We start from the raw sequence: 25,289 nt of genomic DNA, 5'->3' as shown, positions 1-25,289 counted from the left end.
GGTTTTCGATGCAAACCAAGAATGCGGTCGGACAGTACGGCGAGGACCTTGCCGCGAGTTATCTCGTCGGCCAGGGATTCTCGATCCTCGAGCGGAACTGGCGGTGCGACCTCGGCGAGGTCGACATCGTCGCTCGCGAGGGGTCATGCCTGGTGATCTGCGAGGTGAAGACGCGGCGCGGCCTCGGTTATGGCAATCCGCTGGAGACGATCACCTATCGCAAGCTGGCGCGGCTGCGGCAGCTCGCGGGCCGCTGGCTGCAGGAGCACGAGGTGCATCCGGAGCAGATCCGGATCGACGTCATCGGGGTGATCACGCCACCACACGGCGAGGTCGTCGTCGAGCACCTGCGGAGCGTCGCCTGATGTCGCTCGCGAGGACGTGGGCGATCGCTCTCGTCGGCCTGGAGGGACACCTCGTGGAGGTCGAGGCCGATATCGCCAGCGGTCTGCCCAAAACGACCCTGATCGGGCTGCCTGACGCCGCCTTGACCGAGGCGCGGGATCGGGTGCGGGCGGCGGTCGTCAACACGGGCGAAGAGTTCCCGTTCCGGAAGCTGACGATCGGGCTCTCACCGGCGACGTTGCCCAAGGCCGGTTCGCACTACGACCTGGCCATCGCGTGTGCGCTCCTGGGCGCCGTCGGGGTCCTCCCCGGGGATCGGCTCTACCGCACCGCGCTGATCGGCGAGCTCGGCCTCGACGGGCGCGTGCGGGAGATCCGCGGCACGCTGGCGATGACCCTGGCCGCGGCGGCCGCCGGCTTCGAGGCGATCATCGTTCCCGAGCTCAATGCCGACGAGGCCAAGCTGGTGCCCGGCATCACCGTGTTCGGGGTCCGCTCACTCCGCCAGGTCCTCGCCTTGCTGCGTGGTGCGGACATCCCCGACGAGGAGCCGCCGCGAGCCGAGCCACGCCTGACCTCGGAAACCCTGACCCGCCGCATCCCCGATCTGGACCTCGCCGACGTCGCCGGCCAGAAGGACGGTCGGCTGGCGCTCGAGGTCGCCGCCGCGGGTGGTCATCACCTCTTCCTGCACGGGCCTCCCGGCGCGGGCAAGACCATGCTCGCCGAGCGCCTGCCCGGCCTCTTGCCCGACCTGAACACATCCGACGCGTTGGAGGTGTCAGCCGTCCACTCGCTTGCCGGGCTGATGTCCGGAGGCGGCGCGCAACTGGTCACCCGGCCGCCCTTCATAGCGCCCCACCACACCGCCTCACTGGTGAGCCTCGTCGGCGGCGGCTCGGGCATGCCCCGGCCAGGCGCCATCAGCTGTGCACATCGCGGCGTGCTGTTCATCGACGAGGCGGCCGAGATGCACCCGCTGACCCTCGACACGCTCCGGCAGCCGCTCGAGTCGGGCATGATCGAGATCCACCGAGCCGTTGCCGTCGGCAAGTTCCCGGCCCGGTTCCTGCTAGTGCTCGCCGCCAACCCCTGCGCCTGCGGCATGGCGGGAGTGCCCGGCGGCCTGTGCTCCTGCAGCCAGCACACCATCCGACGGTACGGCGAACGCATCAGCGGCCCCATCCGAGACCGCATCGACATCGTCCGCCCAATCCTGCCGTCCACGCGGGCCGATCTCGCCGGAAGCAAGGACGACCGCGAGTCGACCGCCACGGTCGCCGCCCGCGTAGCCGAAGCCCGCCATCGCCAGCTACACCGCTTCAAAGGCCGCGACTGGCGCCTCAACAGCGAAGTCCCCGGCCCAGTCCTCCGCCGGGATCACCCGCCAAACCAAGCAGGCCTTGAGGAGCTCGAGGAAAAGTACGCCGCCGGCAAACTCAGCGCCCGTGGCTTCGACCGCGCCCTACGCCTCGCCTGGACCCTCGCCGACCTCGCCAACGAGCCCCAACCCACCCGAGACACGGTCACCACCGCCCTCCAACTCCGCACCGGCGCCCCCCTCACCCCACCCGGCACCCACCGCGACATCCGGAGATCCGCATGACCAGGGAGGCAGAGCGGGTGGCGAGGGCGGGCTTGTCGCGGGTCGTTGAGCCTGGGGATCCGGCAGCGCTGGCGTTCGACGGGATGGCTGCGGTCGATATCTGGCTGCGTTTGCAAACTGGCGATCCCCTGCTGGAGCGGTGGTCCGGGCGGGTGGCCGGGGCCAAGCCCGAGGAGGATCTTGAGCGGGCGGCCGCGACGCAGAGCCGCTTCGTCATTCCCGGCGACGATGAATGGCCCGACCAGATCGACGTGCTGGCCGAGGCGGGGCAGCTGAGCCGCCGAGGCGGGGCGCCGTTCGGGCTTTGGGTCCGTGGTGGGGCAAACCTGCGAGAAGTCATCGAGCAGTCCGTCGCCGTGGTCGGGGCTCGCTCCTGTACGCCGTACGGCGAGCACGTGGCGGGCGAGCTCTCGGCCGGGCTGGCCGACAAGGGCATGACCGTGGTGTCCGGCGGGGCGTATGGCGTCGACGCGGCTGCTCATCGCGGCGCGCTCGCGGCAGCGGGGACGACCGTCGCCGTGCTCGCCTGCGCCGTGGGCGTCACCTATCCGAAGGGTCATCACGCGTTGTTCGAGCGCATTCTCGAGAAAGGTCTGCTTGTGAGCGAATTACCACCGGGGTCCTCCCCCACCCGACTCAGGTTCCTCTCGCGGAACCGCCTGATCGCTGCCGCCAGCCTCGGTACCGTCGTCGTCGAGGCGGCCGCACGCAGCGGCGCCCTGAACACGGCCGGCTGGGCGGAGCAGTGCGGCCGTCCGGTGCTCGCGGTACCAGGGCCGATCACGTCCGGCATGTCCGAAGGGACCCACGTGCTCGTCCGCGAGCGAAACGCGCTCTTGGCGACCAGTCCGGCCGACATCCTGGAGGCCGTCGCGCCCTTCGGCTCACGCCTGACCGAGCCCAGACGCGGTCGAGAACGTCCATCCGACCGTCTCAGCCTGGACGAACAACGCGTCCTCGACGCCGTGCCCGTGCTCGTCCCGGCAACCCTCACAAGCATCGCCCGAACCGCAGGCCTAGAGCCCGCCGTGGTGCAGACAGCCCTGACCAACCTCGCCGCCGCAGACCTGGTCGAGCAGACAACCAACCGCTGGCGCCTATCCGCCCAACGCCGGGCGGACCGATGAGCGCCCCGGCCAAGACGGAGGCGACGCCGGACGGACCGATGAGTGCCCCGGGCAGGACGGAGGCGGGCGGACCGATAGGTGCCTCGGGTAAGGCCGGTACGACGGCCAGCAGACCGACGAGTACGCCGGATAACGCGGCGGCGAAGGTGGCCGGATCGACGAGTGGGCCGGATGACGCGGGGACGGAGGTGGGCGGATCGGTGGGTGCGGTTGGTAGGCGGGGGCGGAGGTTTGTGTTGGATCGGTTGGTGGATGTGTCGATGGTTAGTGGGGTCGGCCAGGTGGCTGAAGGGGTCGAGTTCAGCGATGGGTCGGTGGCGCTTCGTTGGCCTGGTGAGACGCCTTGCACGGCCGTGTTCCCGGCGATCGAGGCGGTGATACGCGTCCATGGGCATGGCGGTATGACCGTGGTCCGCTGGCTGGATCCACCAGCGTCGGTGGCCGAAGACCAACAGGCGGCGACGGCCAGAGGGGAGGCAGCCTGAAGGGGCCGGGCCGGAGTGCTGAGCTGCCGCCGTAATGCTGGACTCGACTGCAGGAATGCTGGACTCGACCGGCCCGGGATGACGGTCTCACCCCGGGCCGGTGTTGGCGCGGTGAGGTTAGCGGCCGAAGTCGGAGTCTTTGGGGACTTCCAGGTCGGACTTCGAGAGTTCCTCGATGTTGACGTCGCGGAAGGTGACCACCTTGGCGTTCTTCACGAAGCGCGCTGAGCGGTAGACGTCCCAGACCCAGGCGTCGGCCATCGTCACCTCGAAGTAGACGTCACCGCCCTCGGTCCGGACTTTCAGGTCTACCGCGTTGCACAGGTAGAAGCGCCGTTCGGTCTCCACGACATACTTGAAGATCCCGACGACGTCCTTGTACTCCCGATAGAGCTGCAGCTCCATATCGGTCTCGTACTTCTCGAGGTCGTCAGCACTCATCGGCTCTCCACTCCGGCGGGACTGCCCACATTCTGTCCCATATCGGGCCGCAGGCTGCGGCGGACATTCTCGAACCGCCGACGATGTTCTGGACACGGACCGTGTTCGTCCAGCGCGGCCTGGTGTTCAGGCGTGCAATATCCCTTGTGGATGTCGAAGTCGTATTGCGGGTAGAGCTCATGCATCTCGGCCATCACCCGGTCGCGTGTCACTTTCGCGATGACCGAGGCGGCGGCGATACAGGCGGCGACCCGGTCGCCCTTCCAGACGGCCAGGCCGGGAACGCCTAAGCCGTCGACGCCGAATCCGTCGGTCAGGACGTACGACGGACGGGTGTCGAGGCGGAAGAGGGCTCGGCGTAGTGCCTCGACGTTCGCCACGTGCATGCCGAGGCGGTCGCATTCGGCCGCTTCGATCGCGACGACGGACCAGGCTACGGCGCGCTTGCGGACTTCCTCGTAGACCCGGTCCCGGGCCTTCGCGGTGAGCAGCTTGGAATCGGCCAGACCGGGGACCTGGCCGCGTTTGCCGTCCGGGAGGATCACCGCGGCCGCGACCAGGGGTCCGGCGCAGGCGCCTCGGCCGGCTTCGTCGACGCCGGCGATCGGGTCCAGGCCGGCCCGGCGCAGGGCGCGCTCGTAGCCGTAGATGCCGGCATCACGCCGGATCGTGCTGCCTCGCGGCATCACGGTCATCGCCGACCTCCGAACGCCTCGCTTACCCGAGCCTGTCCACCACCTGCCGTGCGCACCAGCACGCCTGCCACGAGACCACACACGCCCGTGACCATGGCTGCCAGGATGCCCACGATGCCCGCTGCCAAGCGGGTCACCACGCGCGACGCGCCCGCATCACCGGTACCAGTGCCCGACACCATGCCCATCGCACCAGGCACAACACCTGCCGACGTGACGTCTGGGGTGCCGGGGGCGGTTGGGGTGGTGGGGGTCGTCATATTGCTCACTATGCCGACTGGTGAAGTCACTTGGGCGGTGGGGTCAGGGCGATGACGGGTTTGGCGGGGGCCGGGTTCACGGCTGGGGGCACGGTCTTGAAGGTGTCAGGGCGGCCCAGCTTGCTGAAGTTGCTCGCGGGCCACACCACCAGGACCGCGCGACCGGTGATCTTGTCGATCGGGACGAACGCGGCGTCACCGGGCGTCGTACCCTCTGCGCCGGTGTCGGTGAGGTGCACCCGGGAGTCGCCGGACTCGGAGCGGTGGTCGCCCATCACGAAGACCTTGCCGGCCGGGACCGTCACCTGGAACTCCATCGCGGACGGCGCGTCACCCGGGAACAGGTACGCCGTCTCGTCCAGCGGCTGACCGTTGACCATCAGGCGGCCCTGTTTGTCACAGCAGGCCACCTTGTCACCGGGCATACCGATGAGGCGCTTGATCAGGTGACCGTGGCTCGAGTCCGGCAGCAGGCCGACGACCTCGAAGAACCGGCCGACCGAGCCACGCTTCTGACCGCTCTCCTCGGCGCCGAGCCAGCCGCCCGGATCCTCGAAGACGATCACGTCACCGCGCTCGGCATCGGTGATCTTCTCCACCACGACCCGGTCGCCGACCAGCAGGGTGTTCTGCATCGACTCGCTCGGGATGATGAACATCTGGCCGACAAAAGCGCGCAGAATCGAGGAGACGATGAGCGCCCCGACCACGATCAGCACGAACTCGCGCGCGGCGGCCGCGAGTCCGGAGCGATGGGTTTTGGGCGGTTCTTTCGTCGCCGTGTCAGTCACTTCTTCAGCCCCGGGTTCTCGAAGGTTTCCGGAGGACGCAGCTTCGTCATCCGGTCAGAGGGCCAGATTACGCAACAGGCCCGGCCAACCACGTCGTCGACGGGAACGAATCCCCCGCCGGGACTGCCCAGATGCGAACGCGAGTCCGCTGAGGCAGCCCTGTTGTCGCCCATCAGCCACAGCGTCTTCGGCGGAACCCGCACGTCGAAGCGCTGCAATGACGGCTTCGCGTCCTCGGCGAGATACGACTTCTCGTCGAGGGGAATGCCGTTCACGGTGATCCGGCCCTTGATATCGCAGCAGATCACCCGGTCGCCACCGATACCGATGACGCGTTTGACCAGGTGCCCGGTGCCGCTTCTGGGCAGGATGCCGACGAATTCGCCGACCTTGCGCAGCGGCCCGGGCGCTTTCTGCTGCTCGTTGAGCCAGTTACCGGGATCGGCGAACACGACGATGTCGCCGCGCTCGACGTCCCGGTGCAGATAGCTGATCTTCTCCGCCAGGATGCGGTCGTCCTTCCTCAGCGTGCCGTACATCGACTCCGAGGGCACGTAAAACGCCTCTGCGACGAACAGTCGCAGGCCGACGGTGATGGCCAGCGCGAGGACCGTGACGGTGACCGTCTCGATCACAAAGCTGAGCAACCGGCCATGACGCATGCGCCGGCGAGCTCGCCGGTGCCTGCCCTTGCCGGTCGCAGCCGGGCGGGTCCCGGCCTGCGACGACATCCTGGGTTCGTCGGCTGTGATCAGGAGGCGGGAATGTCCCGCTTCTCCTTGATCTTGGCGGCCTTGCCGCGCAGCTCACGCAGGTAGTACAGCTTGGCGCGACGCACGTCACCGCGGGTGACGACCTCGACCTTCTCGACGATCGGGGTGTGGATCGGGAAGGTCCGCTCGACGCCGACGCCGAAGCTGACCTTGCGGACCGTGAAGGTCTCCTGCAGGCCACCGTTCTGCCGGCGGATCACAACACCCTGGAAGACCTGGACGCGGGACCGGGTGCCCTCGACGACCTTGACGTGCACCTTGACGGTGTCACCGGGGCGGAAGGCGGGGATATCGTCGCGCTTGCTCGCGTTGTCGAGCTCGTTCAGGATGTTGCTCATCAGGTGTCTCTTTCTCGCGCGTGCCACAGGTCACCCACGAAATGCTCGGTGGTGAGAGAGTCTCAAAGGACGTGCCGCTCGGTGGTCACCCCCTGTGGCAGGAGCACCTTTCGGCAACAGCGACCAAGTTTGCCACACCGCCCCATACCGGACGAAATCAGCGTCGGCGCCGCCGCTTGGCCAAGTGGACCAGCTCGACCAGCGGCGTCTGCTGCTCGCGCCCGGTCTCGCGATACCCGGCCTTGCCGTAGAGCCGCAGATTGCCCTCACTCCGCGCTCCGGTGAACAGCTTGTACGTCGTCACCGAGGCGGGTGCGGCGTCCTCGGCCAGCTTGAGCAGCCGCCTCCCGACCCCGCGGCCCTGCCAGTCCGGAGTCACCATCAGCCGGTTGATCTCGGCAGACTCGCCGTCCTCGGACACATCCAGGTAGACGGCGCCAACGATCCTGGTCCCCGCGACGGCCTTCCAGGCGGTACTGCCGGCCAGACGGGCCCGTACGTCGGCCACGCCGTCCACCAGCGGCGGGATGCCCAGTTCGCCGTACACCTGGGCCTCCTGGAGGTAGCACGCGCGCTGGAGCGTCAGAAGTTCCCCAGCGTCGTCAGCCGTCGCTGGGAGGATCCGAACCTCGTCAACCGAAGAGGCAGCACTACCCCACGCAGCCAGCAGATCCGGCCGACGCTCGGCGGTACGACGTACAGACTCCTCGTGGCGCCACTTAGCGATAGCCGCGTGATTCCCGGACAAGAGGATCTCCGGTACGTCGTACCCACGCCAAGCGGGCGGCTTCGTATAGACCGGGTACTCGAGCAGCCCTCCGCCCGAGTGCGACTCCTCCGCCAAGGACTCGGGATTACCGATCACCCCCGGCAGCAGTCGCGCGATGGCCTCGACCATGACCAGGACGGCCACCTCGCCACCGTTCAGCACGTAGTCCCCGATGGAGACCTCGTCCACCTGCATCCGCTCAGCGGCGTACGACGCTACGCGCGAGTCGATCCCCTCGTACCGCCCGCAGGCGAATGCCAGCCAAGGCTCGGCGGCAAGCTCGTACGCCAGCTCCTGGGTGAACGGGCGGCCCGCGGGTGTCGGGACGATCAACCGGGGCTGCGACGGCCCATCCACCGGTGCGAGGGCGTCCAGCGCCTCACCCCAGGGCTCGGGCTTCATCACCATGCCCGCGCCTCCGCCGTACGGGGAGTCGTCCACCGTCCGGTGCCGGTCATGCGTCCACTCGCGGAGGTCGTGCACCCGGACGTCCAGCAGGCCGGATTTCGCCGCCTTGCCGACCAGGCTGATGTCCAGCGCGGCCAGGTACTCCGGGAAGATCGAGACGACGTCCAGCCTCACGACGACGCCTCAGGATCAGACGGGACTACCTCCGCGCCTTCCGGGTCGAGCAGGCCCGGGCGGTCGGCGACGACGACGTACCCCTGGGTCGGTCCGAGGGTGGGCACGATCTCCGGCACCAACTCGGTGACGAGTGGCACCAGCACGGTCTGCCCGCTCGGGCGGCGGATCTCCAGCAGGTCCTGCGACGGCAGGTGCACGACCGTGGTGACCGCACCGGCGTCGACGCCATCGGTGGTCCGCACCGGCAGGCCGACCAGGTCGCGGTCGTAGAACTCCTCCGGGTCCTCGGGACGCTCGCCCTCCGGCGTGTCGGCAAGGACCATCACGTTGCGCAACTGCTCGGCGGCGGTCCGGTCCGGCACACCCTCGAACCGCACCAGCAGACGCTCGCCATGCCAGCGGACCGCCTCGACCGTGAGGGTCCGCGGCGGCTTGGTCTCAGTGGTCAACTGCGCGCCGAGGGCGAACCGGCGCTCCGGCTCGTCGGTCCGGACCTCGATCCCGACCTCACCCTTGAGCCCGTGCGCCCGGCCGATCCGGCCGACAGTCACCTGCACCGCTGGTCCCACTCTCTAGCTAGAAGCACTCAGAACAATCGGCTGAGGGCCGCAACCCGCCGAGCGGGTGCGGCCCTCAGTTTGACGCTGTCGGCAGTTCAGCGGCGCGGACGCCGGTTGAACTCGTCGACGAAATCGATCCGAACGGACTCGTGGCTGAGCGCGCCCACCACGGTGCGGATGGCTGTCGCCGTCCGGCCGTTGCGGCCGATCACCTTGCCGATGTCGTCCGGATGCACGTGCACCTCGAGGGTGCGTCCGCGCCGCAGGTTGCGGGCGCGAACGGAAACATCGTCGGGATTGTCGACGATGCCGCGCACCAGGTGCTCGAGCGCCTCGGTCTCCACCACGGTCAGGCCTTGGCCTCGTCCGCGGTGGCCTCAGCGGCCGGAGCCTCGGCAGCCGGGGTCTCCTCGACGACGGCCGGGGTCTCCTCGACCTTGTCGGCCTTCTTCTCGGCGGCCGCCTTCTTGGCCGGAGCCTTCTTGGCGGTCACGGCCTCGGTCTTCGCGGTGCCGTGGGCCTCCGCGAGGGCCTCGTTGAAGATCTCCAGCTTGTCCCGCTTCGGCTCCTTGACCCGCAGCGGAGCCGGGGCCTCCAGGCCCTTGAACTTCTGCCAGTCGCCGCTCGCCTTGAAGATCGCCTCGACGGCCTCGGTCGGCTGCGCGCCGACGCTGAGCCAGTACTGCGCACGGTCGGACTCGACGTAGATGAAGGACGGCTCGGCCTTCGGGTTGTACTTGCCGATCTCCTCGATGGCGCGACCGTCCCGCTTGTTACGGGCGTCCATCACGACGATGCGGTAGAACGGCGCACGCTTCTTGCCGATGCGCTTCAAACGGATCTTGACTGCCACGTTTGTGGGGTCTCCCTTGGAATACTGTCTGGGTGAGCGGCTTGGACGTCGTGGGGACAACACCAGAACCACTCGATGGGCCGGCCGGGTCGTGGAGTTAGAGGGCTGCACGAGATCCGAACGGACTCAGCCCGCCATTCTGCCAGACCACCCACCAACTGGCCAACCCGGCTCCCGCCTAGGGAGCGCGCCGGAGGGTGAGCGCAATCAGCAGCGTCGCGACGATGCCACCGGCGACGACAAACACGGCGGTTTTGATGCCGTCGGCCGTCGCGACCTGCAGTTCTTCGCCGAGGACGCCCTCGGTGCCGGCGTTGGCCACGAGGACGAGGATCGCCAGACCGACCACGGCACCTATTCCGGACCCGGTCGAGACGATGCCTGAGGCGACGCCTTGCTCTTCGTGGGTCACCCCTGTGGACGCGGCGATGAACATTGTCGTGAAGACAACACCGTCGCCGATGCTGACGGCGACGAGCCCGGGCGTGAGGGAGACGTACGAGCTGTCCGGCGACATCGCCAGCCCAAGCGCGACAGCCCCGGCCGCACCGATCACCAGTGCACCGATGAGGGTGCGCCGTAGACCGAACCGGGTCACGGCTCGACCAGCCAGCGCCGAGCCCGCAACGACGCCGGCCGTGGGCAGCAAGAACCCCATGCCGGTCTTCAGCGCGTCGTACCCGCGAACGTCCTGAAAGTAGATGGACAGGAAGTACAGCAGCGAGCCGAAGGTCGCCATGAACATGAAGGCGATCACGACCGCCAAGGTCAACGCACGGTTCGCCAAGAGCCGGGGCGGAATCAAAGGGTCACTGCTGCGCCGCTCGATGACGGTGAACGCCGCCAGCAGCAGGAGTCCCGCGGCCAACGCGCCGAGGATCCACGGTGAAACCCACCCGATCTCCGGCCCCTGAATCAGAGCGAAGACCAGAAGCGTGATGGCACCACTGACTGTCAGCGCCCCCGGCAGGTCGAACGCCCTGGCACCATCTCGCGCCCCGTCCGCCTCGATCAGCGGGAAGGCCAGCAAGAGCGCGGCACCGGTGAGCGGGACATTGACGAAGAACACCGCCTCCCAGCCGAGGGTGCTGGTGAGGATGCCCCCGAGCAGGACCCCGACGACGAGCCCGGCCGCGCCGGAACCACCCCAGATGCCCAGTGCCCGGTTGCGTTCCCGGCCCTCGGCGAAGGTGGTGTTGATGAGCGCCAACTGCTGGGGAAGACCAGCGCACCACCAAGCCCCTGCACCGCGCGAGCCGCCAACTGGACCTCCGGCCCCGTAGCCACGCCCCCGGCGAATGACGCCACGGCGTACAGCAGGAGACCTGTGACCAGCATCCGGCGCCGTCCGAGGAGGTCAGCGGCGCGACCGCCGAACAGGAGGAATCCGCTCGACGCCACGGCGTACGCGCTGATCACCGACTGCAGCGTCTGCGCCGAGTAGCCGAGATCCCGGCCGATCTCCGGCAAGGCCACCACGACGATGTACTGGTCGAGCGAGACGATCAGCATCGCGAAGGAGAGCAGGACGAGTGCCGCCGCGCGACGATCTCGAGGGACCTCCGCCTTCGGCAAGACGAGGTCACATTCCGGCGGAGCACAGGTCGCGCGCATGACCTCTCCAGATTACGACCGGAAGGCAGTCAACCCCGGATGATGCGCGGCGTACGCCGAGAGCAGTGCCGTCGCGGCGGTCACGGAGTCGATCAAGGGATGCCAGGCGAACGCGCGGATGGCGGCGCTGCGGGATCCGGTCATGGCGGCCTCGATGGTGGACCGTTCGACCGCCTTGATCGAGCAGACCAGTCCCGCCTGGTGGTCGGTCAGCTGCAACCCGTCCAGCGGCGTCGGACGAGCGCCGTTCGCGTCGACCACGCACGGAATCTCCACCACCGCATCGTCGTCGAGGTGACGAAGCACTCCCCGATTCCGCACGTTCAGGATCAGCGAGGCGCGTTCGTCATGCGCGATGGCACGCATCAAGCTCAGCGCCACCTGCTCGTAACCACCGGCCGACATGTCCCGCTCGTCCCGCTCCCCCGCGTCGGCCACCTCGCGGCTCTCGACCATGTACGTCGACTCGCGCTCGGCCCTGGTCCGTTGCCACGCCTTGAGCGCCACCTCGGGATGACGCTCGGCCTCCGCGTAGAACGCAGACTGCTGGTCCTGCAGGAATGCCCCGCGAGTTTGCTTGCTCCCGGCAACAGCCGACAGCGTCTCGCGGGCGAAGTAGTAGTAATGCAAGTACTCGTTAGGAATGGCGCCGAGGCTCCGCAGCCACTCCGGGCCGAACAACCGGCCTTCCTCGAACGACCCCAACCGCTCCGAATCGGCCAGCAACTCCGGCAACCGGTCGATGCCGTCGTAGTACAGCCCGCGCAACCAGCCAAGGTGGTTCAGCCCGGCGTAGTCGTAGTAGACCTTCGACGGATCCAGGTCCAGCGCCTGAGCGGCCCGGCGACCGAGGCCCGAAGGCGAGTCGCAGATACCGATCACGCGGTCGCCGAGATACGGCAGCATCGCCTCGGTCACCATGCCCGCGGGGTTGGTGAAGTTGATCGTCCACGCCTCCGGCGCCAGCTCCGCGATCCGTTGCGCGACAGCCGTTGCCACCGGCAACGTCCGCAACCCGTAGGCGATCCCGCCCGCGCCGACCGTCTCCTGACCGAGCACGCCGAGGTCGAGCGCGACCCGCTCGTCGATGGTCCGGCCTTCCAGCCCACCCACGCGAATCGCGGAGAAGACGAAATCCGCACCACGCAACGCGTCGTCGAGCGAGGTCGTCTCGGTCACCACCGGCGCGTTCTCCACGCCGTCAGCCTGCTGCCGCAACACGTCACCGATGGCCGAGAGCCGGGCCCGGTCGGCGTCGTACAGCACGACTTCGGTGACGCGGCCCTCGCCCCGATCGGAGAGCAACGCCTGGTACACCAGCGGAACGCGGAATCCCCCGCCGCCGAGGATCGTCAACTTCACGCCAGCACCACCTCCACACCCGCTTCGGTCCAGTGCGCGCGAGTCGTCTCGTCCGCGCTGGGCTCGGTCACCACCATGGTCAGATCGGACGGCTCGCACACCTTGGCGACACCGTGGCCGGGGAACTTCGTCGCGTCGGCCAGCAGCACCACCCGGTCCGCCGCCTGGATCATCGCCCGCTTGACCGGGACCTCGATCATCGTGCTGTCCATCACCCGGCCGTCGGGACGGATCCCGCTGGTGCCGAGGAACAGCCAGTCCACGTGGATGTGCTTGAGGCACTCCTCGGTCAGGAAGCCGACCAGCGACCGGTAACTGCGCCGGACGAAACCGCCCAGCACGATCAGCTCGATCGCGTCGTCGTTCTGCAACTCCTCCAGTACGGCGAGGTTGCTGGTCACCACTGTGATCGGCCGGCCGTGCAATGCCTGCGCCAGCCGGAGCGCCGTCGTACCGATGTCGAGCAGGACGGACTCACCATCGCCGACCAGTTGAGCGGCGCGCGCGGCGATCCGGTCCTTCTCAGCAGCATGGACCGCACTCACCTCGGCGAAGGGCTCATCCCCATCGTCGACCGCGAGCGCACCGCCGTAGACCCGGGTGAGGCGGCCTTGTTCGTGCAGCTGCTCGAGGTCGCGGCGGATGGTCGCCTCGCTCACGCCGAGCTTGGCCGCGAGCACTTTGACACCGCCCGCGCCGTCGGTCCGGAGCGCGCGCACGATCTGATCCTGCCTTTGCTGTGGCAACACAGAGAGACCGTATCACGCAAACTCCGTCATTTTTAGTCATAATCGTGCGTGGGTATTGCGTAGTTTGCTCATCCGAAGCAAACTGCTCGCAAGAGTTTGATCAACTATGCGAAAGCCTGACGCGATGACTCCTCCGGCCGACGAGGCGCACCAGCACCAGCACCAGCCGCACCTGGACGTGATGGTGTCCGGCCTGCTCTTCCAGGACCTGGTCTTCGGCCTGCCCACCGCACCGCGCCCTGGTACCGAGGTCTGGGCCAGCGGATACACCGAGAGCCCGGGCGGCATCGCGAACTTCGCCGTCGCCCTCTCCCGCCTCGGCCTCGCCACCGGTTTGGCCGCCTGCTTCGGCGCGGACGACCGTGGCGACCGGCTCTGGCGCACCCTGCGCGAGACCGAGGGCATCGACCTCAGCCGCTCGGCCCGGATCGACGGCTGGGCGACCCCGCTGACCGTCGCCCTCGCGTACGACGACGACCGGGCGCTCGTCACCCATGGCGGCACTCCCCCGCTCTCCGCCGACGACCTCCTCGCCGTACCGCCGGACACCAAAGCGGTCGCCGCGCACATCGGTCCGTGGCCGAACGAGTGGTTGCCCAAGGCAAGGGCCAACGGCAGTCTGGTATTCGCCGACGTCGGCTGGGATCCGACCGAACAGTGGGATCCGGCCGTGCTGGACCAACTCGACCACGTCGACGTCTTCCTACCGAACGCGACCGAGGCGATGAGCTACACCCGTACGACGACCCCGGCGGACGCCCTCGCCGCACTGGCCGAGCGCGTCGGCGTGGCCGTCATCTCGGACGGCGCGCGCGGAGCCATCGCGATGGACGCCGGCACCGGTGAGCGGGTCGACGTACCGGCTGAGCGGGTCGACGCGATCGACACCACGGGCGCGGGCGACGTGTTCGCGGCCGGGTTCATCGCGGCGACGTTATGGCAATTCCCGCTGATCGAGCGGGTCCGATTCGCGAACCACCTGGCGGCCCAGTCCGTCACCCGCCTCGGCGGCGCCGACGCCGCCCCCTACCAGCACGAGCTCGCCGCATTCCTCGAACAATCAGGTCAGAAAGAAGGCACAGCATGACTGTTTCGCGTCGCACGTTCATCGGGGGAATGGCGGCCATGCTCGGTGGCAGCACACTGGTGGGCTGCTCGTCCGACATGGGCAGCGGTCCCACCAAAACGAACGCCGCGGGTTCACTCGCGCTGTGGTGCTGGCCCGGCGGCCTGAGCAAGACGGTGCTGAACGAGACTGTGCAGCACTTCCCCGAGGCGGGTATCAAGCCTTCGGAGATCGGTGGCGACTTCAAGCAGAAATTGATCACCACGTTCAGCGGTGGCACCAACATCCCCGACATCACCGGGTTGAAGGGCGAGGACATCGCGTCGTTCCTGCCGCAGGCGGAGCGGTTCGTCGACCTCAACACGCTCGGCGCCGACAAGATCCTCGGCGACTACCTGGAGTGGAAGGTCAAGCAGGCCACCACGCTGGACGGCAAACTGCTGGGCCTCCCGATCGACATCGGGCCGACGGCGTTGTACTACCGCGAGGACGTGTTCGCCAAGGGCGGCCTGCCGACGGATCCGGCCAAGGTGGCGTCCGAGCTCGGCACCTGGGAGGACTTCCTGGCCGCGGGGCTCGAGCTGAAGAAGTCCAACCCGAAGGCCCTGATCGTTTCCGACGCCACCGATCTGTACAGCCTGATCGTCAACCAGGGCAAGGATCGGTACATCGACAGGGACAACAAGTTCATCGGCGACGGCGACCACATCAAACGCGCCTGGGACCTCGCCACCAAGGCGATGACGACCAAGGTGGACGGCCGCACTCCCAGCGGGTCGCCGGACTGGAACGCGGGCCTCGACCAGGGCACCGTACCGGCGAATATCGGCGCCGCCTGGCTGGCCCTCGACATGAAGGCGGCCGCGAAGGCCAGCGCCGGGAAGTGGCGGCTCGCCGCGACGCCGGACGGCCCGGCCAACTACGGCGGTTCGTTCCTGGCCATCACCAAGCAGGCAGCCGACCCGGCGAAGGCCTTCGAGGTGATCAAGTACATGCTCAGCCCGGACAACCAGGCGAAGGCGTACGCCGACGCGACGATCTTTCCCGCGGCGCCGGCGGCGTACGACAAGCCGGAGCTCAAGGCGAAGGACCCGTTCTTCGGTGGACAGGTACCGATCGAGGTGTTCGGCCCGGCGGCGAAGGACATCCCGATCGCTTACGAGGCTCCGGCCGACGGAGCCCTCGCTACGGCGTACTCGGACGCACTGAAGACCGTGCAGGTGGGCAAGAAGACGCCGGACCAGGGCTGGCAGGAGGCAGTCAGCAAGGCCAAGCAGATCGCCAAGCGCCAGGGCGTGCAGTGACGGTACAAGCCGGGCGAGGGGTCTGGTCGTACTGGAGGTTCTACCTGGCGTTGTCGCCGTTCTACATCCTCTTCGGGGTGTTCGGGCTCTATCCCGTCGCCTCGACGATTCTGCTCGCGTTCCAGAAGTGGGACGGGTTCGGCCCGCGGCAGATGGTGGGGCTGGACAACTTCAGGTTCCTGATGGAGGACAGCACGTTCTGGCTGTCGCTGTGGAACACGGTCGTGCTGTTCGTGATGTCGACCGTGCCGACCCTGTCGATCGCGCTCGTGCTGGCGGTGATGCTGCACTCGGCCGTGCGGTTCAAGGGTGCCTACCGGATCGCGTACTTCATTCCGAACATCACCTCACTGGTGGCGATGGCGATCTTCTTCGCGGCCGTCTTCAGCACCAACTTCGGCCTGGTGAACGGCGTTCTGCGTTCGCTGGGGTTGCCGACCGAGGACTGGCTCGGGCAGCCGTGGGGAATCCGGATCGCGATCACCACGATGATCGTGTGGCAGTGGACCGGCTACAACACGATCATCTATCTCGCCGGGTTGCAGGCGATCCCGACCGAGCAGTACGAGGCGGCCAAGGTCGATGGCGCCGGTCCGTTCCGGACGTTCTTCTCGATCACGTTGCCGCAGCTCCGCCCGATCGTCTTGTTCACGGTGATCCTGTCCACCATCGGCGGGCTGCAGACCTTCACCGAGCCGCAGGTGATGGTCGGCAATTCCGGCGGTCCCGGGCAGACGGGGCTGACCGCGGTCCTGTACTTCTACCGGGCGGCCTTCCTTGATAATGACTACGGCTATGCGGCGGCCATTGCCCTGAGCATCTTCATGCTCGTGTTGTTGTTCACGGCAATCAACTGGCGGCTCGTGCGTGGGAGGGCGGAGCGATGACCCGGCAACGAATGCGCGGAATCACCCTGCATCTGTTGTTGCTGGTGGCGCTGCTGCTCAGCCTGTTCCCGTTCTTCTGGACGCTGGTAATGGCGACCAATACGACGGCGGACATCTACCGCTACCCGCCGAAGTTCACCTTCGGGTCACAGTTCGACGACAACGTCCGGCACGTGCTGGACAACGTGGCGTTCTTCCAGTCGATGGGCAACACGTTGATCGTGGCCGTCTCGACGACCACGCTGGTGTTGTTCTTCGATTCCCTGGCCGCCTTCGTGTTCGCGAAGTTCCGCTTCCCGGGGCGGAACGCGCTCTTCGTGATCCTGCTCGCGACGATGTTGTTGCCCGCGCAGCTGGCGGTCATCCCGCAATTCCAGACGATGGCGTTGTTCGGCTGGGTCGGCTCGTTGAAGGCGCTCATCATCCCGGGCGCCGCGAACGCCTTCGGCATCTTCTGGCTGCGGCAGTACTTCCAGAACTCGATCCACGACGAGCTGGTGGAGGCGGCGACCCTGGACGGGTGTGGCTTCCTCGGGGTCTATCGGCATGTGGCGTTGCCGTCCGCCCGGCCGGCCCTGGCGTTCCTCGGGATCTTCACGTTCGTTGCCTCGTGGAACGACTACATGTGGCCGTTGATCGTGCTGACGAATCCGGATCACCTCACTTTGCAGGTGGCGCTCTCGCAGCTGAACCGCAGTCACGGCGTGGATTACAGCATGCTGATGACCGGTGCGTTGATGGCGATGATTCCGCTGGTGATCGTGTTCATGGCGTTCGCCCGGCAGTTCATCAAGGGCGCTACGGAGGGGGCCATTCGCGGCTGACCGAAACTGTCCTGGGCACCCGATAGGCTGCGGGAACTGTTGTGGGGTGGCTTGCGTCGGAGGGACGTTGATGGTCGGGAAGCGTGGGCGGGTGATCGGGCGGATCGCGCCAGGGCAGGTCGGTGAGGTGATGCTGCCGGTGCGAGGTGCCACCGAGGCCTTCTACGCTTACCCGGCGATCGACGAGGTGATCGAGGTGGGCACGGCCATCGTGGTCGTGGAGTTCAACCCACCGCGCACCGTTTATGTCGCTCGCGCAATCTGATCTGTGGTTCGTTAGCCTCTGGAGGGGCCCGTAATGCTCTGGACGTACATCGGTGTGGGCGCTGCCGCGCTATTGGTCTTCATTCTCATGTTCCGGCTCGTCTGGCGGGTGGCCGAGCCCAACGAGGCGCTGATCATCTCGGGCCTCGGCGCGCATTCCAGCCTGGAGCAGATCAACGAGACGCTCGGCTTCAAGATCGTGGTCGGCCGGGGCACCGCCGTGCTGCCCGGTTTCCAGACCGTACGGCGACTGCCGCTGGACATCCGCGCCACGCCGTTGACCGTCACTTGCGTGTCCAGCCAGGGCATTCCGCTGCACATCAAGGGCGTAACGGCGTACAAGGTCGGTGACGACTACGGCTCGATCGCCAATGCCGCGCGCCGCTTTCTGGAGCAGAGCGATGAGCAGGTGATGGGCACGATCCACGAGCTCTTCGCCGGTCACCTCCGCGCGATCGTCGGTTCCACCACGGTCGAGGAGATGCTGCACGACCGCGAGACGCTGACCACCAACATCCGTGGCTCGCTGGCCGGCGACATGGAGAAGCTCGGCCTGGTGGTCGACTCGCTGCAGATCCAGGAGATCGACGACGAGTCCGGCTACATCAAGAACCTGGGCCGTCCGCAGGCCGCCGCGGTCGAGGCCGCGGCCCGGATCGCGCAGGCCGAGCGGGACCGGGAGGCGACCGAGCGCGAGCAGGTGGCCGCCGCCGCGAAGGCCGCCGCCGTGCGGGAGAGCTCGATCGCGCAGGCCGGTTACCAGGCCGAGGTCGACCAGGCGAAGTCCAAGGCCGGCCAGTCCGGTCCGCTGGCCGAGGCGCTGGCCAAGCAGGAGGTCGTCATCGCCGAGACGGAGACCGCCAAGCTGAACGCGTCGCTCGCGGAGAAGCAGTTCGAGTCCACCGTGCTCAAGCCGGCCGACGCCGAGGCGTACAAGCAGCGCACGCTGGCGGCCGCCGCCCGTGACGCCCAGATCGCCGCCGCGGAAGGTAACGCCCGCGAGGTGCAGTTGCGTGGTGAGTCCGAGGCGAAGGCGACCGAGCTGACGGGTCTCGCGGAGGCCGCCGCCATCGAGGCGAAGGCCAAGGCCGAGGCCGCCGGTATCAAGGCGCGTGCCGAGGCGCTCGCCACGAACACCGACGCGGTTGTCGCGCAGCAGCTGGCCGAGGCCTACCCGGAGATCGTCCGCGCCGCGGCGAGCTCGTTCGAGAAGGTCGGCAACATGGTCGTGCTGAATGGTGCCCAGGGCATCGAGGACACCCTGGTCAAGACGATCACTATGGGTGGTTCCGGCTTCGCGCTGGCCAAGCAGCTGATCGACTCGCTCAGCACCAAGGACGCGGACGTGAAGCCGCTGACCCCGGTGCAGGACGAGGCCTAGTTTTCCCTGTACGGCAAAGGTAAACGGCCTTCACGGTAGGGATTTACCCGACCGAACAGAAGGCGGTTCCTAAGTCACGAGCGGTGCGCTAGCTTGCTGCCACTATCACTGTGGGAGTCGCGAGCGTCACCGCTCGTGACCGTTCCAAGGGGACTGATCACCGTGCCGCTCAGACGTTTCATCTCGTTACTGGCCACGATCGTGGTCGGCGCCGCGTGTTTGGTCGCGCTGCCGACGGCGGCCCAGGCCGCGCCGAACTTCAAAGCACCTTTCGGGTGCAACCAGCGCTGGACCTACAGCCACCACTCGCAAGAGGTACGCCGGGCGCTCGACTTCATCCGCTCCGACGGCGGTACGACGAACGGTGCTCCGGCCGTCGCGTCAGCCGCCGGAACGGCCACTCGTCACTACGAGGGCGGTGGCGCCGGCAACTACGTCGTCATCGATCACGGCGGCGGCTGGAAGACGTACTACTTCCACCTGTCGGGCTTTTCCATCTCGAACGGCCAGCACGTCAACCAGGGCCAGCAGATCGGCACCACCGGCTCGACCGGCGCGTCATCCGGCCCGCATTTGCACTACGAGCAGCTGTACAACGGCGTCGGGCAGAACATCCGGATCAACGGCGTCGCCCTGGCGTACCCCAGCTCCTACGGTTCGTACCACCTGACGAGTGACAACTGCGGCGGCACTGGCAACACCAACTTCACCACCTGGGGCTCGGGGATCAACGTGCGTTCCGACGCCAAGCTGTCCGCCTCGATCGTCACCACGCTCGCCGGCCCGACACCGGTCTACGTGCAGTGCCAGAAGCAGGGCGACACCGTCAACGCCGAAGGCACCAGCAACAACTGGTGGTCCAAGCTGCGCGACCAGAACGGGTTCATCAGCAACATCTACATCGATCATCCGGCGGCACAGCTACCCGGCGTACCCATTTGTGGCGCGGGGGTGCAGTTCCAGACCTGGGGATCGAGCGTGAACGTCCGGTCCGATGCGAAGACCAGTGCCTCGATCGTCACCACGATCAACGGGCCGACCACGGTCTGGGTGCTCTGCCAGAAACAAGGCGACACCGTCACCGCGGAAGGTGTCACCAACAACTGGTGGTCCAAGCTCCGCGACCAGAACGGCTACATGACGAACATCTACATCGATCATCCGGACAACAAACTGCCGGGCGTTCCGAACTGCTGAGAAACCTGCTGGCGCCCGAGGACTCCTCGGACGCCAGCAGCTTTTCTGGGCCGTACCTTTCTAGGCCGTATGCAGAGTCAGGCCGTAGGCGCCGAGAATCTCGTTGACCGGCTGGAACCAGGTCTCGCCACCGCCACTGCAGTTACCCCAGCCGCCAGACGTGACGCCCTGGGCCTGGTCGCCGGTGATGAACGAACCGCCCGAGTCGCCGCCTTCCGCGCAGACGCTGGTCTTGGTCGCGCCGTAGAAGAGCTGGCCGTTGCCGTAGTTGACGGTCTCGTTCTTGGCGAGGACATGTCCGCAGTGCCAGTGAGTGGTCGATCCCGAGCGGCAGATCGACGAACCGATCGGCGCCTCCCAGGAGCCGCGGACGAGCTTGTCGCTGGTCTGGCCCCAGCCGAGCACCACCGGAACCGTCCACCAGCCCCAGCCGATCTGGACCCAGGCGTAGTCGTTACCGGGGAACGACGAGCCGCGGAACGTGCCCATCCGCGAGCGGTCCCAGCCGTACACCGCGGCGCCGGCGCCCGAGCAGTGCCCGGCGGTGACGAAGCCACCGTGTACCGAGAAGCCGATCGAGCAGCGAACGTTGCCGGTGTAGTACGGATCGCCGCCAACCGTTCCGGCCGCGAAGGTCTGCGGTGCCTTGGCGTTGACCTCACGCACCTCTACCGGACCGGACTTGCTCACCTTTGCCACAAAGGCGTCTACCGCCTGCGAACGCTTGCCGGCCTGGACGTTGATCACCACGCTGCCAGTACGCGGGTCGGCCGCCCAACCACTTACTGCGCGCGGAACGTTCTTACCCGCGAGCTTGTCGATCTTCGTCTTCTGCTTGTCCAAAGCAACTGCTGTGGACTTCACGACGACAGTGTCGGCACCAGCTGCGTGGACGGCCGCGGCCTTGCTCTGGTCGGTTATGCCGACTACGAGCTTCTGACGGGTCTCGTCGTACCAGAGGCCGCCGAACGCCGTACCGGCCGCCTTTTGAGCTTGAGGTGCCGCCTTGATGGCAGCGCCTTCTATCTTGAGCCGTTCTTCGGCTTGGGCCTTGGTGAGGCCGAGGTCTTGCTGCATCGCGGTCAGCTGGCGCGGTGCGGCCAGAGCATTCGCTTCTGGGGTGGGGGCGGCAGTGGCTTGGGTGGCCAGACCGAGAGCTGGGGTCATCACGAGGACTGCGGACATGATGATCCGCACACTGTTGCGTCTTGTACGCACGGGACTCTCCTTCACCTGCGGGCGGGGGCGGTGAGAGCGCTCTCGGGACACAGCGTGCGTTACTGGCCACAGGGCGTCAAGAGTTCAATGCCGACGTTGTCAGTTGCGCAACTCGGCAACCGCTTACAAGGTCTACAGGCCGAGGTGCGCCAGGACGGCGAGCACGCGGCGATGGCCCGTGCTCATCGGCAGGTCCAGCTTGAGGAAGACGTTGCCGACGTGTTTGTGCACCGCGCCTTCCGTCACCACCAGCCGCTCGGCGATCTCGGTATTGCCCAGACCCTCGGCCATCAGCGCGAGCACCTCCCGTTCGCGCGGCGTGAGCCGCTCCAGCGGACTACTCCGGCGAACCATCAACTGGCTCACCACCTCAGGGTCGAGCACGGTGCCACCCGCCGCCACGCGTCGTACGGCGTCGAGGAACTCGTCCACCCGGGAGACCCGGTCCTTGAGCAGATAGCCCACGCCTTCTGTACCGGAGGCCAGCAGTTCGGCGGCGTAGACCTCCTCGACGTACTGCGAGAAGACCAGCACGGGCAGCCCCGGATGCAGCCGGCGGGCCTCGATCGCCGCGCGCAGGCCTTCGTCGGTGAACGTGGGCGGCAGGCGTACGTCGACCACGGTCACGTCCGGGTGGTGCTCGTCGACGGCCTTCGCGAACGCCTCGGTCTCGGTGGCGACGGCGACCACCTCGAACCCGGCCGTACCGAGCAGCAGGCTGAGGCCCTCCGCCAGGATCGCGTTGTCCTCGAGAATCACTACTCGCAAGGCAGGATCACCTCGATCGTCGTCGGGCCGCCGATGGGGCTGGCCAATTCCAGATGGCCGTCGATCGCCTGGACGCGGTGCAACATCCCGTTGAGGCCGCTCCCCCGGGTGCCGTCGTCGGCCGTGTTGATCGCCGCGCCACCGATGCCGTCGTCGGTGATGGCCAGGTAGAGCTCGGGTCCACGACGTTCGAGCTGTACGTCGATGTGGCCCGCGGCGGCGTGTTTCGTGACGTTCGTCAGGGATTCCGCCACCACGAAGTAGGCGGCCGCCTCGACCGGGGCCGGCACGATGCCGAGTTCGCCGATGCGCAGCTGGGTTTGAATGGGACAGCGCGCGGCCAACGCCGAGACGGCGCCGGCCAGACCGCGATCGGCCAGGATCGGCGGGTACATGGTCCGTAGTACGCCGCGGAGTTCGGTCATCGCCTGCTCGGCGCCATCGCGGGCGTCGTCGAGCAGCGCGGCGGCCTTGTCCGGATCGCTGAGCATGGTCTGTTTCGCGATCCCGATCCGCATCGCCAGGGATACGAGCTGGGCCTGCGTACCGTCGTGCAGGTCGCGCTCGATCCGGCGCAGCTCGGCGCCATGCGCGTCAACGGCGCCGGCCCTGGTGCGGGTCAACTCCTCCACCCGGGCGGCAAGGCGAGCGGCCTCGAGGTCGTCCGGCCGCGGCGCCAATACGTCGGAGGTCAGCCGGGCGTGCGCCTTCGCGATCGCCGGGGTGACCCAGCCGAGCAGCAGTACGCCGACCAGGAACTGGCCGGTCCCGAGAGTCACGGCTTCGAACCAGCTGTTGACGCCGACGCCGAGCAGGGTGAACTGGCCGGGATCGATCCACCACAACGCAATGCCGATGATCGCCGCGGGTGCCGCCAGGGCCGCGGAGATCCCGACCAGCAGGGCCGGAATCCCCAGCAGGGCGATCGGTAGCACGGCCAGCGCACGTCGTACGGAACGGTCTTGGGTGATGGCCCGGATGTCACCGAATCGACGCTCGGTGGCCGGAGGCAGTTCGGGGCCTAGAGGCAGGCCGAGGTACGCCATGGCCCGGGCGCGCTCGGCGTTCGCGAAGCGCACCACCAGCGCTCTGGCCTCCGGCACCGCCCAGCCGAACAGCAGCCACAGCGGCAACGGCGCGAGTACGGCCAGACCAAGGGCGAACCGGCCCAGCAGGTGCTGGCAGGCCCGCAGGCCTCTGGTCAGGATCGTGGTGAGCATTGCTCGGTCTCCGTCACGGGAAAGGATGTCGTCGGCATCGATCCTCCCGTGGACACCCCGCCCGGCGCAGTACAGCAGGCTCTACCTTTTCGCCGGCACCAGGCTAACCGCTACTGGCCGGCTCGTTGGGACGAGCCGGCCAGTTGCGGGGACTAGCAGTCGGCGAGGCCTGCGACCTTTGGGCTGGCTCCGCTGACGTAGTGGTTGCTTACGTAGCCGCCGGCCTGCAGCTTGGCCCACCAGCTGTTGGCGACGCCGTTGATGGTTACGGACTGCCCGGCGGCCTGGCAGAGCGCTACCTGTGTGGTCGGGCCTGGTAGCACTCGCAGCACGGTAGAGGCCGTGGTGGGTTCGGAACGGACGTTGACGTTCGTGCCGGTGGTGTTGATCGTCTGACCCGCACCACAGACCGACACACCTGGCAGTTGGGCATCCGGGTGGTCGATGTAGATGTTGGTCATGTAGCCGTTCTGGTCGCGCAGCTTCGACCACCACTTGTTCGTCGTACCTTCGGCGGTGACCGGGTCACCCTCCTTCTGGCAGACGACGAAGACGCGTGTCGGGCCGGGCAGCGTGGTGACGATCGACGCGGTGACCTTGGCGTCGGAGCGGACGTTCACACCCGAGCCGTACGTCGTGAAGTTGTACTCCGGCTCGGGATCGCCGCCACCGTTGACCAGCGACATGTAGTAGGTCCAGTTCCAGTTCGGACCCGGGTCGGTGTGGTCGTTGTTCGGCACCTCGGAGTGGCCGACGATGTGCGTGCGGTCCTTCGGGATGCCGCGGCGCTCGGCGATGTTCTTGGTCAGCGCGGCCGACGCCCGGTACATCGCGTCCGTGTACCAGGACGGGTCGTTGACCCAGCCCTCGTGCTCGATGCCGATCGACCGGCTGTTCGCGCTGCGCACGTGCCAGGCGATGTCCTTCTCCCGGACCATCTGGGTGATCTGGCCATCGCTCGAGCGGATCACGTAGTGCGCGCTGACCTGCGAGGACGGGTTCTTGAACCAGCTGATGGTGCCGGCGTACGAGCCCTGCGTCGTGTGGACGACGATCCGGTCGATCACGTTGCTGGTCGGGCGGTTCGCGACCTGGTAGTTGGAAGTGCTGGCCGCACTCCAGATGGCGCTCGGGTAGTCGACGGCCATCGCGCCCATCGTCGACCCGGCGTACTTGCCGCGCACGGGGGCGACCTTCGTCGGGCTGACGGTGATGCCCGCGCCTTCGCCGGACTTGACCTTGAGGCCCGCGCCGATCAGCCGGAAGACCTCATCGGCGTACAGCCGGCCAGTGGCCAGGTCGGCGGAGTGCGAGTACTTGGCGACGAGCTGGTACCAGTTGTCGACGTCGTCACGCTGGGCCTCGGTCAGACCGGCCTGGTCGGCGTACGAGTCGAGTACGGCGGCGGCGCCCGCGATGTTGGCCGCGGACTCCTTGGCCACGCGCTCGGTCGGCAGGCCGGTCAGCTTGGTCGCCTCGGACAACGTCCGGTTGGTGGGGTTGCTGACGAGGTGCATCATGCCGTAGCCGCCGGCCTGGCTCGGCTTGCCGTTATGACCGTCGAGGTGCGACTCGGCATATCCGAGAGCGACCAGGAGATCACGCGGTACGTCGTACTGGTCGGCGGCTGCTGCAAAGGCCTTCGCCAGTTCGGCACCGGGGATGACGGGCGCTTGGGGTGGCAGTGGTGCGGCGGTTCCGGGCAGCATGCCACTGAAGGCGATCACGCCTGCGGCTGCGGCGGCCAGAACCGCGGTCATTCTGGGCAGTCGGGCGGTCTTACCCATGGGGTTCCTTCCCTTGCGAC

The 25,289-nt window shown here is 67.5% G+C and carries 28 protein-coding genes and 1 pseudogene; 11 read left to right on the top strand and 18 right to left on the bottom strand.

Translation table 11 applies throughout. From position 1 onward, the window contains the following. Positions 1-8: 8 nt before the first annotated feature. Genes OG394_RS39590 through OG394_RS39575 form a run of 4 tightly spaced genes read left to right on the top strand, consistent with a single transcriptional unit; the run spans position 9 to position 3,563 of the window. Positions 9-365, top strand: a complete 357-nt coding sequence (locus OG394_RS39590; protein WP_328992511.1) for a YraN family protein — start codon at positions 9-11, stop codon at positions 363-365. Next, entirely contained in the window at positions 365-1,951 is a 1,587-nt protein-coding gene (locus OG394_RS39585) for a YifB family Mg chelatase-like AAA ATPase (RefSeq protein ID WP_328992510.1), read from the top strand. The genes OG394_RS39590 and OG394_RS39585 overlap by 1 nt, the downstream gene beginning before the upstream one ends. Then, the gene (gene dprA / locus OG394_RS39580) at positions 1,948-3,078 is read left to right on the top strand and encodes a DNA-processing protein DprA (RefSeq protein WP_328992509.1); all 1,131 of its coding nucleotides are present in this window, start codon (positions 1,948-1,950) and stop codon (positions 3,076-3,078) included. The genes OG394_RS39585 and dprA overlap by 4 nt, the downstream gene beginning before the upstream one ends. Beyond that, a complete protein-coding gene (locus OG394_RS39575) occupies positions 3,075-3,563 on the top strand; it encodes a hypothetical protein (protein WP_328992508.1) in 489 nt (162 codons plus the stop codon). Before dprA ends, OG394_RS39575 begins: the two co-directional genes overlap by 4 nt. A 117-nt stretch (positions 3,564-3,680) precedes the next feature. Here OG394_RS39575 and OG394_RS39570 read toward each other — a convergent pair whose 3' ends face one another. From OG394_RS39570 to OG394_RS39510, 14 genes and pseudogenes are all read right to left on the bottom strand, one after another. Next, complete coding sequence (locus OG394_RS39570; RefSeq protein WP_328992506.1) at positions 3,681-4,004, bottom strand: DUF2469 domain-containing protein; 324 nt, start codon at positions 4,002-4,004, stop codon at positions 3,681-3,683. After that, positions 4,001-4,699: a ribonuclease HII gene (locus OG394_RS39565; RefSeq protein ID WP_328992505.1), complete on the bottom strand. Its 699-nt coding sequence runs from the start codon at positions 4,697-4,699 to the stop codon at positions 4,001-4,003. The genes OG394_RS39570 and OG394_RS39565 overlap by 4 nt, the downstream gene beginning before the upstream one ends. Beyond that, positions 4,696-4,959, bottom strand: a complete 264-nt coding sequence (locus tag OG394_RS39560) for a hypothetical protein (RefSeq protein WP_328992504.1) — start codon at positions 4,957-4,959, stop codon at positions 4,696-4,698. The genes OG394_RS39565 and OG394_RS39560 overlap by 4 nt, the downstream gene beginning before the upstream one ends. Positions 4,960-4,985: 26 nt before the next feature. Then, positions 4,986-5,750, bottom strand: a complete 765-nt coding sequence (lepB, locus tag OG394_RS39555) for a signal peptidase I (protein WP_328992503.1) — start codon at positions 5,748-5,750, stop codon at positions 4,986-4,988. Next, positions 5,747-6,481 carry a signal peptidase I gene (lepB, locus tag OG394_RS39550; RefSeq protein WP_328992502.1) on the bottom strand — a complete coding sequence of 245 codons (735 nt, stop codon included), beginning with the start codon at positions 6,479-6,481 and terminating at the stop codon, positions 5,747-5,749. The genes lepB (OG394_RS39555) and lepB (OG394_RS39550) overlap by 4 nt, the downstream gene beginning before the upstream one ends. 20 nt (positions 6,482-6,501) lie before the next feature. Further along, positions 6,502-6,861: a 50S ribosomal protein L19 gene (rplS, locus tag OG394_RS39545; RefSeq protein WP_328992501.1), complete on the bottom strand. Its 360-nt coding sequence runs from the start codon at positions 6,859-6,861 to the stop codon at positions 6,502-6,504. A 157-nt stretch (positions 6,862-7,018) separates the two neighbouring features. Beyond that, entirely contained in the window at positions 7,019-8,212 is a 1,194-nt protein-coding gene (gene trmD / locus OG394_RS39540; RefSeq protein ID WP_328992500.1) for a tRNA (guanosine(37)-N1)-methyltransferase TrmD, read from the bottom strand. Continuing rightward, on the bottom strand, positions 8,209-8,772 hold the full coding sequence (rimM, locus tag OG394_RS39535) for a ribosome maturation factor RimM (protein WP_328992499.1): 564 nt from the start codon (positions 8,770-8,772) through the stop codon (positions 8,209-8,211). The genes trmD and rimM overlap by 4 nt, the downstream gene beginning before the upstream one ends. Positions 8,773-8,870: 98 nt before the next feature. Next, positions 8,871-9,119 (bottom strand): RNA-binding protein, encoded by a 249-nt coding sequence (locus tag OG394_RS39530; protein WP_328996923.1) that lies wholly within the window; start codon positions 9,117-9,119, stop codon positions 8,871-8,873. A 5-nt stretch (positions 9,120-9,124) separates the two neighbouring features. After that, on the bottom strand, positions 9,125-9,628 hold the full coding sequence (gene rpsP, locus OG394_RS39525) for a 30S ribosomal protein S16 (RefSeq protein WP_328992498.1): 504 nt from the start codon (positions 9,626-9,628) through the stop codon (positions 9,125-9,127). A gap of 178 nt (positions 9,629-9,806) precedes the next feature. Further along, on the bottom strand, positions 9,807-10,838 hold the full coding sequence (locus OG394_RS39520) for an MFS transporter (RefSeq protein ID WP_442914262.1): 1,032 nt from the start codon (positions 10,836-10,838) through the stop codon (positions 9,807-9,809). An 86-nt stretch (positions 10,839-10,924) separates the two neighbouring features. Next, a pseudogene (locus tag OG394_RS40205) lies at positions 10,925-11,140 on the bottom strand (MFS transporter); the annotation flags it as partial. A 114-nt stretch (positions 11,141-11,254) separates the two neighbouring features. Beyond that, positions 11,255-12,604: a 6-phospho-beta-glucosidase gene (locus OG394_RS39515; protein WP_328992497.1), complete on the bottom strand. Its 1,350-nt coding sequence runs from the start codon at positions 12,602-12,604 to the stop codon at positions 11,255-11,257. Continuing rightward, positions 12,601-13,353 carry a DeoR/GlpR family DNA-binding transcription regulator gene (locus OG394_RS39510; protein WP_328992496.1) on the bottom strand — a complete coding sequence of 251 codons (753 nt, stop codon included), beginning with the start codon at positions 13,351-13,353 and terminating at the stop codon, positions 12,601-12,603. Before OG394_RS39510 ends, OG394_RS39515 begins: the two co-directional genes overlap by 4 nt. 124 nt (positions 13,354-13,477) lie before the next feature. Between OG394_RS39510 and OG394_RS39505 the strand changes: the two genes are divergently transcribed. From OG394_RS39505 to OG394_RS39475, 7 genes are all read left to right on the top strand, one after another. Beyond that, positions 13,478-14,440 (top strand): carbohydrate kinase family protein, encoded by a 963-nt coding sequence (locus OG394_RS39505; RefSeq protein ID WP_328992495.1) that lies wholly within the window; start codon positions 13,478-13,480, stop codon positions 14,438-14,440. Next, entirely contained in the window at positions 14,437-15,723 is a 1,287-nt protein-coding gene (locus OG394_RS39500; protein WP_328992494.1) for an ABC transporter substrate-binding protein, read from the top strand. The genes OG394_RS39505 and OG394_RS39500 overlap by 4 nt, the downstream gene beginning before the upstream one ends. Next, the gene (locus tag OG394_RS39495; RefSeq protein WP_328992493.1) at positions 15,720-16,610 is read left to right on the top strand and encodes a carbohydrate ABC transporter permease; all 891 of its coding nucleotides are present in this window, start codon (positions 15,720-15,722) and stop codon (positions 16,608-16,610) included. The genes OG394_RS39500 and OG394_RS39495 overlap by 4 nt, the downstream gene beginning before the upstream one ends. Then, positions 16,607-17,434 carry a carbohydrate ABC transporter permease gene (locus tag OG394_RS39490; protein ID WP_328992492.1) on the top strand — a complete coding sequence of 276 codons (828 nt, stop codon included), beginning with the start codon at positions 16,607-16,609 and terminating at the stop codon, positions 17,432-17,434. Before OG394_RS39495 ends, OG394_RS39490 begins: the two co-directional genes overlap by 4 nt. 70 nt (positions 17,435-17,504) lie before the next feature. Continuing rightward, complete coding sequence (locus OG394_RS39485) at positions 17,505-17,699, top strand: hypothetical protein (RefSeq protein ID WP_328992491.1); 195 nt, start codon at positions 17,505-17,507, stop codon at positions 17,697-17,699. 33 nt (positions 17,700-17,732) lie between these two features. Further along, the gene (locus OG394_RS39480) at positions 17,733-19,079 is read left to right on the top strand and encodes a flotillin family protein (RefSeq protein WP_328992490.1); all 1,347 of its coding nucleotides are present in this window, start codon (positions 17,733-17,735) and stop codon (positions 19,077-19,079) included. 162 nt (positions 19,080-19,241) lie between these two features. Next, positions 19,242-20,276 (top strand): M23 family metallopeptidase, encoded by a 1,035-nt coding sequence (locus OG394_RS39475; protein WP_328992489.1) that lies wholly within the window; start codon positions 19,242-19,244, stop codon positions 20,274-20,276. 60 nt (positions 20,277-20,336) lie between these two features. On the opposite strand, the gene OG394_RS39470 is transcribed toward OG394_RS39475, so the two are convergent. The 4 genes from OG394_RS39470 to OG394_RS39455 all read right to left on the bottom strand — a co-directional run bounded on the left by OG394_RS39470 (position 20,337) and on the right by OG394_RS39455 (position 25,269). Continuing rightward, positions 20,337-21,494, bottom strand: a complete 1,158-nt coding sequence (locus tag OG394_RS39470; protein WP_328992488.1) for a S1 family peptidase — start codon at positions 21,492-21,494, stop codon at positions 20,337-20,339. A gap of 132 nt (positions 21,495-21,626) precedes the next feature. Beyond that, complete coding sequence (locus OG394_RS39465; RefSeq protein WP_328992487.1) at positions 21,627-22,262, bottom strand: response regulator transcription factor; 636 nt, start codon at positions 22,260-22,262, stop codon at positions 21,627-21,629. Continuing rightward, a complete protein-coding gene (locus OG394_RS39460; RefSeq protein ID WP_328992486.1) occupies positions 22,253-23,482 on the bottom strand; it encodes a sensor histidine kinase in 1,230 nt (409 codons plus the stop codon). The genes OG394_RS39465 and OG394_RS39460 overlap by 10 nt, the downstream gene beginning before the upstream one ends. 152 nt (positions 23,483-23,634) lie before the next feature. After that, positions 23,635-25,269, bottom strand: coding sequence for an N-acetylmuramoyl-L-alanine amidase (locus tag OG394_RS39455; protein WP_328992485.1), 1,635 nt, complete (start codon positions 25,267-25,269; stop codon positions 23,635-23,637). Positions 25,270-25,289 lie beyond the last annotated feature (20 nt).

It is taken from the genome of Kribbella sp. NBC_01245, assembly GCF_036226525.1.
In the GTDB taxonomy this organism is placed as follows: Bacteria; Actinomycetota; Actinomycetes; order Propionibacteriales; family Kribbellaceae; genus Kribbella.
This window is presented reverse-complemented; position numbering and strand designations above follow the sequence as displayed.